Source organism: Clostridium sp. TJA020, assembly GCF_058310295.1.
Genome location: NZ_JBZEFC010000002.1, coordinates 134,450 through 150,011, shown reverse-complemented (window position 1 = coordinate 150,011; position 15,562 = coordinate 134,450). Strand labels below are relative to the sequence as shown.

The 15,562-nt window shown below is 25.3% G+C and carries 12 protein-coding genes and 1 other annotated feature; of the genes, 10 read left to right on the top strand and 2 right to left on the bottom strand.

The genetic code is table 11. The features are described 5' to 3' along the window. Positions 1–39: 39 nt before the first annotated feature. On the bottom strand, positions 40–2,487 hold the full coding sequence (gene leuS, locus AC4FQ1_RS04670) for a leucine--tRNA ligase (RefSeq protein WP_491169069.1): 2,448 nt from the start codon (positions 2,485–2,487) through the stop codon (positions 40–42). Positions 2,488–2,819: 332 nt separating this feature from the next. Beyond that, positions 2,820–3,024 (bottom strand) — a binding site (T-box leader). A gap of 288 nt (positions 3,025–3,312) precedes the next feature. Between leuS and AC4FQ1_RS04665 the strand changes: the two genes are divergently transcribed. The 5 genes from AC4FQ1_RS04665 (at position 3,313) to AC4FQ1_RS04645 (ending at position 7,403) form a co-directional block, all read left to right on the top strand. Further along, complete coding sequence (locus tag AC4FQ1_RS04665) at positions 3,313–3,972, top strand: YitT family protein (RefSeq protein WP_303130160.1); 660 nt, start codon at positions 3,313–3,315, stop codon at positions 3,970–3,972. Between the two features lie 232 nt (positions 3,973–4,204). Continuing rightward, the gene (locus AC4FQ1_RS04660) at positions 4,205–5,035 is read left to right on the top strand and encodes a pyridoxamine kinase (RefSeq protein WP_303130159.1); all 831 of its coding nucleotides are present in this window, start codon (positions 4,205–4,207) and stop codon (positions 5,033–5,035) included. A 166-nt stretch (positions 5,036–5,201) separates the two neighbouring features. After that, on the top strand, positions 5,202–6,131 hold the full coding sequence (locus AC4FQ1_RS04655) for an aminoglycoside phosphotransferase family protein (protein WP_491169068.1): 930 nt from the start codon (positions 5,202–5,204) through the stop codon (positions 6,129–6,131). A gap of 586 nt (positions 6,132–6,717) precedes the next feature. Continuing rightward, on the top strand, positions 6,718–7,059 hold the full coding sequence (locus AC4FQ1_RS04650) for a PTS sugar transporter subunit IIA (RefSeq protein ID WP_491169067.1): 342 nt from the start codon (positions 6,718–6,720) through the stop codon (positions 7,057–7,059). A gap of 32 nt (positions 7,060–7,091) precedes the next feature. Next, positions 7,092–7,403 carry a PTS sugar transporter subunit IIB gene (locus AC4FQ1_RS04645; RefSeq protein WP_491169066.1) on the top strand — a complete coding sequence of 104 codons (312 nt, stop codon included), beginning with the start codon at positions 7,092–7,094 and terminating at the stop codon, positions 7,401–7,403. 62 nt (positions 7,404–7,465) lie between these two features. Here AC4FQ1_RS04645 and AC4FQ1_RS04640 read toward each other — a convergent pair whose 3' ends face one another. Beyond that, positions 7,466–8,524 carry an NAD(P)-dependent alcohol dehydrogenase gene (locus AC4FQ1_RS04640; protein ID WP_303130154.1) on the bottom strand — a complete coding sequence of 353 codons (1,059 nt, stop codon included), beginning with the start codon at positions 8,522–8,524 and terminating at the stop codon, positions 7,466–7,468. Between the two features lie 248 nt (positions 8,525–8,772). Between AC4FQ1_RS04640 and AC4FQ1_RS04635 the strand changes: the two genes are divergently transcribed. The 5 genes from AC4FQ1_RS04635 (at position 8,773) to AC4FQ1_RS04615 (ending at position 15,539) form a co-directional block, all read left to right on the top strand. Then, a complete protein-coding gene (locus tag AC4FQ1_RS04635) occupies positions 8,773–9,285 on the top strand; it encodes a hypothetical protein (protein ID WP_303130152.1) in 513 nt (170 codons plus the stop codon). A 200-nt stretch (positions 9,286–9,485) separates the two neighbouring features. After that, positions 9,486–9,983 (top strand): hypothetical protein, encoded by a 498-nt coding sequence (locus AC4FQ1_RS04630; protein WP_303130151.1) that lies wholly within the window; start codon positions 9,486–9,488, stop codon positions 9,981–9,983. Between the two features lie 131 nt (positions 9,984–10,114). After that, on the top strand, positions 10,115–11,533 hold the full coding sequence (locus tag AC4FQ1_RS04625) for a hypothetical protein (RefSeq protein WP_491169065.1): 1,419 nt from the start codon (positions 10,115–10,117) through the stop codon (positions 11,531–11,533). Between the two features lie 14 nt (positions 11,534–11,547). After that, positions 11,548–12,246, top strand: coding sequence for an OmpA/MotB family protein (locus tag AC4FQ1_RS04620; protein ID WP_491169064.1), 699 nt, complete (start codon positions 11,548–11,550; stop codon positions 12,244–12,246). 11 nt (positions 12,247–12,257) lie between these two features. Next, entirely contained in the window at positions 12,258–15,539 is a 3,282-nt protein-coding gene (locus AC4FQ1_RS04615; protein ID WP_491169063.1) for a hypothetical protein, read from the top strand. Positions 15,540–15,562 lie beyond the last annotated feature (23 nt).

The following is a 15,562-nucleotide window of genomic DNA, read 5'->3' as shown; positions in this document are numbered from 1 at the left end:
AGATTATCTAAAATAATAGATAATCTCTTTTGTATTAAATTACTTAACAACTATATTAACTAATTTTCCTTTTATAACTATAATTTTAACTATGTTTTTGCCTTCTGTATTTTTAATTACATTTTCATCAGCTAAAACAGCAGCTTTTATAGTTTCATCATCTGCTCCGTTTGGAATAACAACTTTAGCTCTTACTTTTCCGTTAATTTGAACAGCTATTTCAACTTCATCTTTAACTAATGCACTTGGGTCAAATTTTGGCCAAGTTTCGTTAAATACTGAAGTAGTATTAGAGAACTTGCTCCATTGTTCTTCAGCAAAGTGAGGTGCAAATGGTGCTAGAATTTTTATAAAGCTTTCGCATACTTCTTTTAAGAATTTAGTATTTTTAACTTGTTCTTTGTTGTATTTTGATAGGGCATTTATAAATTCCATCATTCTTGCAATTGCAGTATTAAATTGCATTTTTTCTCCGTCTTCAGTAACACCTTTAATTGCAGTGTTTAACCAGAAGTTAAGTTCTTTTTCAGCCTTATCAACTGTATCTTTAGTTTGGTCTCCATTTATAGCTTCTAGTGCAGTTTCTAAGTTTCTTTCGATTCTATCTACAAATCTTGCAACAGATTTAATTCCGTCATCACTCCAAGCTCCACCTTCAGTATAAGCAAAACCAAACATTAAGTACATTCTAAATACATCAGCACCATATTCTTTAATGTAATCATCTGGTGAAATTGTATTTCCTTTTGATTTACTCATTTTAAGTCCATCTGGTCCTAAAATTAATCCTTGGTGAACTAATGAAGTGAATGGTTCATCAAAGTTTAAGTATCCCATATCTCTTAATGCTTTTGTTATAAATCTTGCATATAGAAGGTGCATACAAGCATGCTCTGGTCCTCCAACATACATATCAACAGGAAGCATTTTATCTATAAGTTCTTTATTGAAAGGTTCTTTTTCATTTTTGTTATCTGGGTATCTTAAGTAATACCATGATGAACAAACAAATGTATCTAAAGTATCAACTTCTCTTTTTGCTTTTCCACCACAGCAAGGACAAGTTGTATTTACAAATTCCTCACACTTAGCAAGTGGTGATTTACCATCTGGTGCAAATTCAACATCATATGGTAATTGAACTGGAAGGTCTTTTTCAGGTACTGGAACTGTTCCACATTTTTCACAATAAATCATTGGAATTGGAGCTCCCCAGTATCTTTGTCTTGATACAAGCCAGTCTCTTAATCTAAAGTTAACTTTTTGACTTCCTTCATTAGATTCAGCTAGTTTTTCAACTATCTTAACTTTAGCTTCTTTTGTAGTTAATCCATCAAATTCACCTGAGTTAACTAATATTCCATGCTCGCAGTATGGAAGTTCTACTTCTAAGCCATCCTTTGGAGCTATAACTCTGTTTATTGGAAGATTAAACTTAGTTGCAAAAGCAAAATCTCTTTCATCATGAGCAGGAACTGCCATAACAGCACCTGTACCATAGCTTGCAAGTACATAATCAGCTACCCATATTGGAACTTCTTTTCCGTTTATAGGATTTATAGCATAAGCACCAGTAAATACTCCAGACTTTTCTTTTGTACTTGATTGTCTTTCTATATCTGATTGTTTTATAGCTTCTTCTTTGTATTTTTCAACAGCTTCTTTGTTTTCATCAGTAACTAATTTGTTAACTAATTCATTTTCAGGAGCTAAAACAACATATGAAACTCCATTTAATGTATCAACTCTTGTAGTAAATACGTTAAATGATAAATCACTATCTTTAACTTTAAATGTAACTTCAGCACCAGTTGATTTACCAATCCAGTGTTTTTGCATAGCTACAGTTTTTTCTGGCCAGTTAAGTCCATCAAGTTTTTCAAGTAATTCGTCAGCGTAATCAGTAATTTTTAAGAACCATTGAGTTAAGTCCTTTTTAGTTACTTCAGTTCCACATCTTTCACATGCACCATCAACAACTTGTTCATTAGCTAAAACTGTGTTACATGATGGACACCAGTTTACAGGAGCTTTTTTTCTGTAAGCTAATCCTTTTTCATAAAGCTTTAAGAATAACCATTGAGTCCATTTATAGTAATCTGGTCTACAAGTTACAAGCTCATTTTCCCAGTTAAACATAGCTCCCATAGCTTTAAGTTGAGCTTCCATGTTTTTAATATTTTTTTCTGTTGAATCTTGTGGGTGAATACCTGTCTTTATAGCAAAGTTTTCTGCTGGAAGACCAAAGGCATCAAATCCCATTGGTTGAAATACGTTGTATCCATTCATTCTTTTAAATCTTGCCCATGTATCAACTGGTCCATAGTTGAACCAGTGTCCAGCGTGAAGTTGGCTTCCTGATGGATAAGAGAACATTTCAAGAACGTAAAGTTTTTTATCTAAATTGTTTGGGTCAAATTTATATAATTGTTCATTTTCCCACTTTTCTTGCCATTTCTTATCTATGGCAGTTCCATAGTTTCCCATTAAAAATTCCTCCTTAAATATATCTTTTATATGTAGCACATAATATGCTTTATAATTTGCAAATTTAAATTTTGTTTTATTAAATTCAAAAATAAAATTGAAATTAATAACAAAATTATTAGAAAAGGAAATACATATAAAAATATTTAAAATAATATTTAGATTAAAAATATTTTATTTCCTTTTAAGTTTGAGAGTGTTTATTTTAATAAAATATAATAAAAAATTTAAAATCCTTACTATAATTTTTATTAATTAAAAAAGTTTAAGTTTTTATTATAAGTTTTATAAAAATTAAAGAAAATAAAAAAATCCTTAAGCCTCTTAAAAATTTAAGAGACGAAAGGATACTTCCGCGTTACCACTCTTTTTAGGAATTTAATAATTCCTCACTCAATAATTTAACGGTTTCCCGTACTTGCTTCAACACAAGTAAGCTCCTAGGCAAGTTCCTATATTTGTGATGCTATTTTGCACCAAACAATAGCTCTCTAAAAAACACAAGTTTATAGTACTACTCCTATTCAAAGCAATATATAATTAAGTTTTAAAAAATTAGTGCTATAAAAACTATAACACTTTTTCTAATTATATATTAGAAAATATAATTAAGTCAATGATATTTTAAGTTATATAGATACATGAAGGAAATATTAAGAGATTAAAGGAGAACAGGTGCCATTTGTTATAGCAATTGATTGATAGAGTTATAGATAATTAGGGAGATTTCACAATATATAGTACTTGTAATATAATACATAGTATAAGGCCTAAACAAAAATTTGTAATTTGGAGCGTGATATTTTGTATTCCAGGTCAAAAAACTTGAAAGGTATTATTAAGGGAATTCTTTTAGTGATACTAGGGTCAAGTATATTAGCTTTTGGTACTTATAATTTTAATTACCAAAATGGCATTACAGAAGGAGGGGTTTTAGGATTACTTCTTCTCGTTAAAAATATTTTTAATATATCGCCATCAGTAACTAATCTTATAATAGATTTTTCATTATTTGCTCTTGGAGCAAGATTTTTTGGAAAAAGATTTTTAATTTTTTCTATATTCTCAACAGCTTGCTTTTCGGTATTTTATAGAATATTTGAAAGCGTAGGTTTTGTTGTGCCAAGCCTTAATGAATATATGATTTTTGGAAGTATTTTTGCAGGACTTTTTGTAGGAGTTGGTGTAGGATTTGTACTTCGTGGAGGAGGAGCATCAGGTGGAGATGATGTTATTGCTCTTTTAGGTAGTAAATTTACTCCTTTAAAGGTTAATCATGTTTATATGTTAACTGATGCCATAGTACTGTTACTTTCATTAGTATATTTAAGGGTAGATCAGGTTATGTATTCTATATTAGCTGTTACTATAAGTGGAAATCTTATTGAGATTATATATGAATATAAAAATAAAAGTATTGAAAATGATAAGATAAATAAAGATGAAGAAGAAAATATAGATACAAAAAAATCTATAACAACATAGAGATTTTAAGCTATTATAGTTAATTCTATAATAGCTTTTTTGTTTTAGATAATTATATTTTATATGTAATAAAAATATGTATCGATACATTTGACTGCTTGTACTTAAGGTAATAACATAAAATAGATATTATTAAATATTAAATTTTGGAACAATAATTAGTGTATAAAAAGTAAAAAATAATTTAAAGCATGAGAATATAAATAAATTTGAGGTTTAGGAGATAAGGGTTATGAAGAAGCCAATAGATAGAGTATTAATGATAAATAGTTTTTGTACAGTAGGAAAGGTTTCTATTACAAATATGATGCCTATTATGAGCGTTAGAGGAATAGAAGCATGTCCAATGCCTTCAATAGTATTATCAAGTCATACTGAAGGGTTTAAAGATATTGCTACATTCACTGGTAAAACTTTTATAGAAGATGCAACTAGAAGTATGAAAGAAAATAATATATATTTTGATTTAAATTATATTGGATATTTAGGAAATATAGAAAATATAAATCAAACACAAAATTATTTGAAGGAAGTAAAAGATTGTATAAATATAATTGATCCAATATTTGCTGATGATTTTAAATTATATAGTGGATTTGATATGAATTATGTTTATAAAATTAGGGAACTTTTAAAATATAGCAATATAATTACTCCAAATTTTACTGAAGCTTTATTTTTAACAGGAAGGGAAAAAGAAATTAGAGAAATTTATAATGAAGATTATATTAAAGATATAATTTATGATTTAAGAGAACTTGGAGCTAAAAATATAATTATAACTTCAGTACCATCAAGTAAGGAAAATGAATTAAAAATAGCTGTATTTGATGGAGAAGATTTAACTTTTGTAACTCATGAAAAGATGAAAAAATCATATACAGGTACTGGAGATATTTTTGCTGGAGTTTTATGCACAGAAGTTTTAAGAGGAACAGATTTAGTTACTGCTTCAAGAAGGTCTGGGGAATTTGTTAAAGATTGTATTGAATATAGTATGCAATTTGATTATCCAGCTATTGAAGGAGTTTTACTTGAAAAGCAATTATATAGATTAATTTAAAAAGTATGGTAACATTACCATGCTTTTTTATGTTTATACATAATATAATAAGAATATTGGTATTAGTTTATTAAAAAAATAATAATATAAAATATATGACTTAAAAGATTTTAAAATTATAATTGTACTAAAACATTAAACTATTTTTATAATAGGTGGTGAAATTATGGTTAATATTTTAAATAATATCCCTTTAAAAATAAATACTGTAAAAGTGGAGCATTTATTAAAAGGTTGGTCAAGTGATAAAAAATTTTATATTGAAGATGATAAAGGTAATAAGTACTTACTTAGAGTTAACGATATTTCACAAAAAGAAAATAAATTTAATGAATATAAAAGCATAAAGCTATGTGAAAAACTAAAAATAAAAACATCCAAAGCTATTGAAGTTGGTGTTTCTAAAGATTTAAAGTATGTTTATATATTACTTAAGTGGGTTGAAGGATATGATGCACTAGAAAAAATAAAGGAATTTAATGAAAAGGAACAATATAAGCTTGGTGTAAAATCAGGGGTAATTTTAAAGAAGATACATACAATAGAGCCTTTTGAGTTTAAAGGAACTTGGGAAAAAAGATATGAAGAAAAAATAGAAAGAAAAATTAAGCTTTATAAAGAATGTGGATATAAAATAAATGAAGATTTAAAGATGATTAACTTTATAAATAATTTAAAACCTTATATAAAGGGAAGAAAGCAAAGTTTTCATCACGGAGATTATCATATTGGAAATTTAATTATTACTGATAATAACAATATTGGGGTAATTGATTTTAATAGGTTTGATTATGGTGATCCATGGGAAGAGTTTAATAGAATATTTTTCTCATGGAGAGTAAGTGTTCCATTTGCAATTGGTCAAATTCATGGATATTTTAACAATAAAGTACCAGAGGAGTTTTTTAGGCTTTTAGCATTGTATGTTTGTACAAATTCTCTATCTGCAGTTTCATGGGCAGTTCCTTTTGGAGATAAAGAAATTAATTTTATGATTGAAAACGCTAATAATCTTGTAAAGTGGTATGATGAATTTAATACAGTTGTTCCAGTTTGGTACAAAGGTCCAAAGGATATGAAATTATTATATAAATAAATTATTATATATCTATAAATAATAATTTAAGTCGTTTAGCTTGATATGAATTTAATATATAAATAGATTATTTAACTTGGATTTTACTGGAGCTGTCAATATTAATTTAATATAGAAATAGATTATACTAATAAAGGCATATAACTTTAGATTAAAAGTTATATGCCTTTTATTATTTTCTCTTAAAGAAATTTAAATATATCAATAAAATTATAAGTACTAATATAAGAAAAAATAAAAATAATAAGTCTTTGTTGAAAATAAATGATACAAAACTTGTTCCCATAAATATCCCCCTTTAACCTCTTCTTTTACATAAATTTATGTTGTAAATTAGAGAAAATGTTTAATATTAATAATCATTTGAAGTATAAATTAAGTGAAACAAAATCCTATATTAAAATATAAAATTTAAAAACTAAAATTAAATTAGAAAAATAAATTATATATAATATTTTACCTTATATTTCCATAAATATTAATGAGATTAGATTTATAAATAATAAAAATTATTAAATATATAGAGTAGGTTAATAAAAAATTTAAATATAATAATAAATAAAGTTTAAATAGGGGTGATTATTTTATGAGTAATCTAAATATGAAACAAGTAATGCTTGATATAATATATAATGCTGGAGAGGCTAAAGCTTTAGCTTATGAAGCTTTAAATGAAGCTAAGGTTGAAAGATTTGATAAAGCAGAAAAGCTTCTTAAGAAGTCTGATGAGTTACTTTTAAAGGCTAATTCAATTGAACATAAAATTATTCAGGAAGAAGCAGCAGGTAATAATATAGAAGTAACAATTTTAATGGTACATGCTCAAGACCATTTAATGACAGCAATAGAAGCTAAAAATTTAATAGAAGGCATAATTGATTTTTATAAAATAAAGACATATTCAGATAGTTTATATAACCCTATTTAATTAATAAATTTTAAGGGGGAAATTAATTAAAAATGTTAAAGGTTTTATTTGTTTGTTTTCAAGGAATAACAAGTGCAATTGCAGTTAATGAATTAAAAAAGGCAGCTGATAAAGAAGGAATTAAAATGGTAGTATCAGCAGTTAGCACTCAAGAATTTGAAGATGAAATAAAAAATGGATATGATATTGCAATGATTGCACCTCAAGTTAGGCATAGATTTGATCATTTAAAAAATCATGCAAAGAATTTTGATACTCCATTTGCATTAATTGAATCACAAGGATATAGACAACTTGGTGGTGATAAGCTTTTAGAGCAAGTTAAGGAGGTTCTTAAATTATAATTTAGTTAAATAAAAAAAAGTATAGATTTAAATAAAAATCTATACTTTTTTATTAATTTTTATTATTCAATAAAAACAACTGGTTTAATTAAATTTTTTGGCTTGTCCTTCATTAAAAGAAGAGCTTCCTCTATTTTATCAAATCCAGTGAAGCGATGTGTTATTAATTTAGAAGGATCTACACGTTTTGTTTCAATTAAGGAAATAAGTTTTTCCATACGTAGACGTCCTCCAGGCATTAATCCAGCAGAAATTTGCTTATGTGCCATTCCGCATCCCCATTCAACACGTGGGATTTTTACATAATCACCTTCACCAAGATAATTTACATTTCCAATTTTTCCACCAGGTTTAAGTACTTTAATAGCTGTGCTGAAAGTATCTACATCTCCACCGGCAATAATAACTTTATCAACACCTTTTCCATTTGTTAGTTTCATAACTTGATCTTCAATTGAACCATTTTTATAATTAATTATGTGTGTAGCGCCATAATCTTTAGCAATTTCAATACAGTTTGGTCTACTTCCAACAGCATAAATTTCAGAAGCACCTCTAATTGCTGCACCAGCTACTGACATAAGTCCAACTGGACCAATTCCTATAACAAGAACTTTATCTCCAAATTGAACATCTGCAAGTTCAACACCATGGAATCCTGTAGGCATCATATCACAAAGCATAACTCCAGATGCATCATCAATGGATTCTGGAAGAATAGCCATATTTCCATCAGCATCATTTACATGAAAATATTCTGCAAATACCCCATCTTTAAAATTTGAGAATTTCCAACCAGATAACATTCCACCAGAATGCATAGCATAACCAGCTTGAGCTTCTAAAGAATCCCAATCTGGTGTAATAGCAGGAACAACAACTCTATCTCCAGGTTTAAAATCCTTTACTTCACTTCCAACAGCTTCTACAATACCAACAGCTTCATGTCCTAAAATCATATCTTTACGATCACCAATTGCACCAGCCCATACTGTATGAACATCTGATGTACATGGTGAAAGGGCAGTAGGTCTAACAAGTGCATCCTTTGCACCTAGAGAAGGAACTTCCTTTTCTACCCAACCAATTTCTCCTATTTTTTTCATTGCAAAACCTTTCATTAAGTCTCAACCTCCTTTGAAATTTTACTATATAATTATAACACATAGAATGGGATATTAGTAAAATATATAATAAAATGTATTTAAATGGAACACTATAATTTAATATTTATTGAAATAGAGGAATTAATAATATCATTAATAATTGGTTAGACAAGAAAAAAATGGTATAATTTATGTAATTATTATAACTTTACACAAAATATAACAAAATAGCTTTAACTACTAAAAGAAAAAGGGGGATAACTTTGGATTATTTTGGAGTTTTTTTAGGTGTTGTTTTCTTTATAATAAATATAATACTTATTATAAAAACAATAAAAAGTAAAAAAGAATTAAAAGGTTATGAATATAATATTGTAGATTTAAATTTAAAAAATGGAAGAGAGAAAAATAATTATAAAATTTCTTATTATTCAATAATAATTATGATAGTCTCTATTCAAATCATGGTTATATGTTCATTAATAGTAGGAGATATTAAATTTATAATGTTTGTAGGTTCTTTTTATGCAATGATATTAGCTTTAAATAATCAATATTTTTATGTATCTAAAAATAGAATTGGAACTTTATATAAAATAAATAATACAGAAAATATTAATTATATTGAAGCGGAGTTTAATAAGGACTATTGTAAGATGAAACTTTGTTATAAAGATAAAAGTGAAAAGAAATTATCTTTAAGATGTCGTAACACAAATGGACTTATAAAAAAATTAAGAGACCATAATTATGAAGTTCATTATATACAAAATTAAATGGCAGTATTACATAAAAGTGATGCTGCTAAAATTTTATGTATAAAATAAGTTTTTATATAGTTAAATTTAAGAATATCTTTAGAAATAGTTGATATAATTGTTTACAAGTAAATTAATAATAAAATAATGTAAGATTATAATATAAAATTTAGGACATTATAAAGTTATAAAATAAATTAACAAAGGAGGAAGTTTATTTGGAAATCTTTAATATATGCTTAATTACAGTGCTTACAATATTTAATTGTTTTCTTTTTATCGCTTTTATGAAAAATGGAATATACTTAAAGAAAAATAGTGCGGAATTTGTTGACCTTTTAAAAAAAGGATTAAAAATTAGAAGAATTAATTTTAACTTTATAGTTTTACTTTTAGCTATACAAGTTGGGTTATTTCTTATAGCATATTTAAAAGAAGAAAATTTATACTTCGTACTTATAATATACATATCACTTATGATTATTAATGACAGAGGATTTTATGTAAGTGATAAAAAAATTGGTAAGATGCTTAAGCTTCAAGATACAGAAGGTGTAGAGTATATAACAATAGCTCGTACTATTGACTATGCAGAGTTTACATTAGTTTATAATGATAACAGTATCAAGAAAATTAGAACACAAAACAAAAATGTAGAAGGAATAGAAGATGCATTAAAAGATTGTGGATATGAAGTTTATGAGAAGTCAAAATAATTAATGAAAAAGGCTAGTAGTTTAAAAAACTACTAGCCTTTTGTTATATAATTTTAATATTTTAAAGTAGCATATTTTAACTTAAGAAATAATAAAAATACAGTAATATTAAGTTTTGTGGAGGGTTTAACTTGGGAGTTTTAGGAGAATTATTAAATTCTTTTACTGGTCAAGGAATCGTAGGATTTTTATTTGTTTTTATTATTTTAGCATTAGGGGTAACTGGTATAATTTTAAGCTTGAAACTTAAAAAAATTTATAGTGAGTTGAAAAGTAACTTTGAATCTTCACCAATAATTAATGATGAAACAGGTGAAAGAAATCTTGAAGATAAAACTCTTTATAATATTTCAGAAGAGTTTAAAAGAAGTGCATCTAAGGGAACTGAGAACATAAATACAGAAGTACTTATGGCAAAACATTTAAGTAATAGATTAGGGGTAAATGAAAAAGCACTTCATTTATTTCCAGCTTCATCAATAGCCTTAGGTCTTCTTGGAACTTTTTTAGGACTTACAGTTTCAATTAATTCAACAAATACTGTTTTAGAATCAGGTGTTAATTCAATGGAAGCTTTTTTAAGCCGTATGGAAATACCTCTTCAAGGAATGGCAAGTGCATTCTGGACAAGTATTTTTGGTGTTATTATGTCTTTAATTTTAAATTACGTAATTCAGCTTTCTAAAAAGGAAAAAGAAAGTTTTTATGACCAATTTGAAGACTACTTAGATAATATTTTATATAGTGAGCATGCTTTTAGTTTTGTTACTCAATTTGAAAGATTTAATGATGTTATTAAAGGCTCAATGATTGATTTAACTAAAGAAATTAGAGTTTTATTTAAAGAAGGTATTGATGAGCTTGTTAAAAATATTAATAAAAATACAGTTGATATGACTGAATCTGCAAAGGTTCTAGCAATATACACTAAAGATTTAGAACTTGTAATAAGTTCTCTTAATAATTCTGTGGATAATTTTAAAGCACCTATTGATAAATTTAAAGGTTCAATTGATGATTTTAATATAACAACTGAAAAGCTAGAATTTATAATGAATACTTCAATAAATAAGCTTTCAGATAAAATGGATGTTTTAGCTGAGATTCTTAATAAATTAGATATATCAATGGATGGACAAAAAGAAGTTATTGAAGTTGTTAATGATGAAATAAGGTCATATAAGGAAATAGTAAGTAGAAGTTATAGAGAACTTTCAGAAGGAATTTATAATATTTCTAAATCTATTGATCAAAATAATGAAATTTCAAAAGAGCATATTGATGAATTAAAAGATGTTTTTGAAGGGGTTAATGAAACAATAGGAGATTTTGCAAATAATGTAGATTCATTAAAGGAAGGCATTGCCGAAGTTGTTTCAAGAATAATAAAAGAGGAGCTTTTAAATATATCAGATGAAATTGCAGAAAGGCTACAAGTTTCAATTAAAGGTATAGAAGAAGCAACAGATAGTTTAAGTTATAATACAAAAACTATTGGAGAGCTTGTACGTGCAACTAATGAATGGGTTGCTGTGGCAAATGATGATTAAAGGAGGTCCTCTTTATGAAAATAAGAACTAGAAAATATAGAAGCAGAGAAGAAGGACAGTCCTACTGGCCATCTTTTGTTGATATTATGAGTGTTTTTGCTCTTGTATTTTTCTTTCTTATGATGATTTCAATGGCTATATCATCATTATTTGTTGACAATATATCAAAAAAGAGAGAAGAAATATATAATTCTATACAAGATAATTTAGATAAAAATAATGTAGATGAAAATATTATGTATTTTGATAGAAATGAAGGCAAGATGGTTTTAAATACAGAAACATTTTTTGATACAGATAAATGGGTTTTAAAAAAGGACGGACAAAACTTAGCAAAACAGCTTAATAATATTTTTTATAATATTTTATCTTCTGAAAATATAAAAGATGAAATTGAATATATTGAAGTTGTTGGTCATACAGATTATGCAGGTAACACAATAGAAAACAGAAAACTTTCAACAGAACGTGCAATGAGCTTTTTAAATGCTATGGTTCCAATGGATAGTAAGCTTGAAAATGAGTTTGGAGGGAAATTTAAAGCTTCTGGAATGTCAGAGTTTGAAACTAATCCAAATAAAGAAGATAGAGATAAAAAAACTTACACTAAAGAAGATATAGAAAATACTAAAGATCAAAGAAAAATTGAAATTAATATGGTATTTTCTAATAAAGATTTAGAAGAGGCTATAAAGTCTAGAGTAAGTAACTAGGAGGACTTTATATGGAAAGCTTAGATAATAAGGTTTATGGCTTTAGTGTAGAAGATGCATTAAGATATAGAGAAAGAACATCACTTACTGATAGAGTATTAACTTATAAAAGAGAAAATGGACTTCATAAGGAATTTTGGATTAAATATGAAAGTGATGGGTTACTTTATAATATAAATAAAGTTTCTGTAAAGCATAATGAAATAATAGATGTTATAATTGAAAATTCTCTTTATGAAAAAAGAATAAAAGTATCTATAAATATTCCAAGGCAGTTAAGGCGTCAATATAATTTTAAGGAAACATTAATTATATACACAGGTTATGATGTTAGAGAATTTTCCTTTTACGTTCAATGTGAAGGGGCAAGAATAGAAAAAAATATTATAAAGCTTACTGATGTATTAAAGTATAGAAAAAGTGAAAGTACACTTTTAAGCATAGTAAATAACATGAATGACATTGATGATATATTAGATATTACAAGAAAAGCTCCTTATATTATAGATATGGATATCTCAATAGATACTTATTTAAAGATTATAAAAAACTGTAAGGAAATTTCAAAAAATGATATAAAGCTTTCTTTATTTTGTGAAGAACTTATAAAAAATAAAGCAATTGTAACTAATGATATTGTTGAGTGTGTAAAAAACATGTACACAAGAGGTTTAGTTACTAAAAATACTTTAGAAGCTATAAAATATTTAAGTATTACTTGCTCAAATAATAGAGAGTTAAGCTTTATATTACTTGGAATAAAAGCAAAACTTAATTTTATAGATGATGATTTTGCAAAAGAGTTTGTAAAATTATATAAAGAGGCACCAAATGTTAAAGCTTTAGATAAAATATTAAATTTAATATTATATTCAGAAAGAGTTAAATACAATAAAGAGCTTATAAAAATAATATTTGGATTTCATAAAAGAAATAATGATGTAAAATCACTATTAACTGTATGTAGATGGCTTACTAAAAATAAAGTTTCGTTAGAGCTTTATGGAATAAGCCTTAAAGATAGAAATCTTTTAGTTAAAGCTTATAGGAAAGATATTATAGATTGGAAAGAGCTTTTATTATATTGTGATGGATATTACAATAAGAGTATTTATATAAGAGATGCTTTAACTAAGCTTTTTGAAGAGAAGATTTTAAGAGGTAAAGAAAAAGATAAAAGATTTATATATTCAAAGTATAATCACGTAGTAAAAGATTTAAGTAAATATAGTAAAGTTATATACAAAGATTATATTGATTTTATTTTAAGTCTTCAAAATAGAACTGATACATTTAAAACTTTAACTCTTGAAAATTATTTAAATAACTTTAGAGATTCGTTATCTAGAGAAGAAAAAAATAATATAGTAGAAAAAATAATAACTTTTTATATAGAAGAAGGAAGTAGAGAAAAATATATAAAGGTTATAAAAGAAAATAAGGAAATTTTAAATTCTATAATATATAGAAATATAAAAAATATTAATTTTATAGAAGAAATTTTGTTTAGTGATTTAACTAAAGAAATACAGTTTACAAATGAATTATTAAAAGATTTTTCAACATGTATTATAAAAAATAAAAGGTTTGAATTGTTATTTTATATTTTAGAAGAATATAAAAATATAGAAAATTATGATGAAAACTTATTTAAAATATTTAAAAGCTTTATATTTAATTTTAATGGAATAAATGAAGCAGTATACGAAAAAACAATATTCCCAATATACTATAAGTTATCTCTTGAAGAAAAGGAGAAGTTTTATAAACTTTTATTAAATAGAGAGGATTTACCTTATTATTTTAGGGAAGAAAATTATAAAATATTTAAAATAAGTAAAGATAAAAAATTTATAATTGATAGTTTCTTAAAAGGAAATAATGAAAGTGTATTTTCTAAAAATTTAACTCTTAAAGAATATTTTAATGAAGATGATATTTTTTTAAAAGCATTAAAAAAGGGTAATGAAGATGATATTACAATAAAAATTGTTTTAGAAAAAATATGGAATAAATTTAAAGAAGATAAGACGTATGTAGTAAGTTTATGTTCTAATATAAAAAATAAAAATACAAAAATTAAAGATATAGAAATTTTTGCAAAGGATTATTTGAAATTTAAAAACGATAAATTTAATAAATATATATTTGAAGAATTTAAAGTAACAAATAAAATTTCAGGAGAAGTTTGTAATAAAGTAGAACTTACTAATATATTTACTTTAAAAATAGAAAGTGGATATATATTTAAAGAGGAAGGTATAAAAAATTTAATAAAGAAATATTTAAAAAGAAATTATATATCCTTTAAGGAAATTGAAGGTGAAGTTATAGTAATTGATGAAAAGCCTAGTAAAGCTCTTAATGATAATAATATAAATTTATTTTTGAAAAATATGATAAAATTTATATCACTACAACAAGGACTTATGAATAATGGATGTATTATTTTAGACTTTGGAAGTGACAGCTTTATTTATTTTAAAGAAGATATATTTTTAGATAACCTTCAAAATATATCAATATTTAAATATAATATAGAAAATAAAAACAATAAAGAGCTTAGAATAGAAAGTAAATATAGTAGAACATTTGGTACACAAAATAATGAAGTAGTTAATATAAAATGTAATGATAAAGAATTCAATATAAAAAATAATATAACCTTCAATAATATAGAAAAAAGCTCAGTTAATAGTTTAAAATATTTTATAAATAAAAGTATTAAAGCTTTAAGTTTAGATGATAAAAATAAAGAACAACTAATTAAAAATAATATTATAAAAAATATAATTTATAATGATAAAATTAAAACTTATATAGACCTTAAAAATTCCATTAATGAAATATTAAAGGGAGAAGATGAAGGCTTTAAAGAATATAAATACAATAAGTATTTAGATGATTTTCAAATACTTCAAGATAGTTTTAAAGAAAAGGTATTAGAACTTATATTAAAGAGATGTGATATAAGAAAAAAAGCTAAGAGTATAGCTATATATTCTTCTGTTTATGAGAAGGCTCGTGAAGCACATTTTAAGTATTTACTTAATTGCTTTAATAATCACTTTTTTGATTTAGAGGATAGTGATTTTAAAGAAATATACAATAAAATAATAAGTATAATAAAAGAAGATAAAAATATGGCTTATGAGTACCAAAATGAAATTACTGAAGTATTTTTAAATGCACCAAAGAGATGTAATTATAGTGGATATGATGTGCTTTTTGAAGTGAAAAAATTTCCTGATATGTTTGATGTAGATTATATTAGAGATAAAATTATAAGTTAAATTAAAATAAACGTAGGTATATA

Excerpts from the sequence above, each read along its gene's own strand:
- leuS (WP_491169069.1), bottom strand. The coding sequence starts at position 2,487 with ATGGGAAACTATGGAACTGCCATAGATAAGAAATGGCAAGAAAAGTGG.
- AC4FQ1_RS04660 (WP_303130159.1), top strand. The coding sequence starts at position 4,205 with ATGAAGAAGCCAATAGATAGAGTATTAATGATAAATAGTTTTTGTACA.
- AC4FQ1_RS04655 (WP_491169068.1), top strand. The coding sequence starts at position 5,202 with ATGGTTAATATTTTAAATAATATCCCTTTAAAAATAAATACTGTAAAA.
- AC4FQ1_RS04650 (WP_491169067.1), top strand. The coding sequence starts at position 6,718 with ATGAGTAATCTAAATATGAAACAAGTAATGCTTGATATAATATATAAT.
- AC4FQ1_RS04645 (WP_491169066.1), top strand. The coding sequence starts at position 7,092 with ATGTTAAAGGTTTTATTTGTTTGTTTTCAAGGAATAACAAGTGCAATT.
- AC4FQ1_RS04640 (WP_303130154.1), bottom strand. The coding sequence starts at position 8,524 with ATGAAAGGTTTTGCAATGAAAAAAATAGGAGAAATTGGTTGGGTAGAA.
- AC4FQ1_RS04620 (WP_491169064.1), top strand. The coding sequence starts at position 11,548 with ATGAAAATAAGAACTAGAAAATATAGAAGCAGAGAAGAAGGACAGTCC.
- AC4FQ1_RS04615 (WP_491169063.1), top strand. The coding sequence starts at position 12,258 with ATGGAAAGCTTAGATAATAAGGTTTATGGCTTTAGTGTAGAAGATGCA.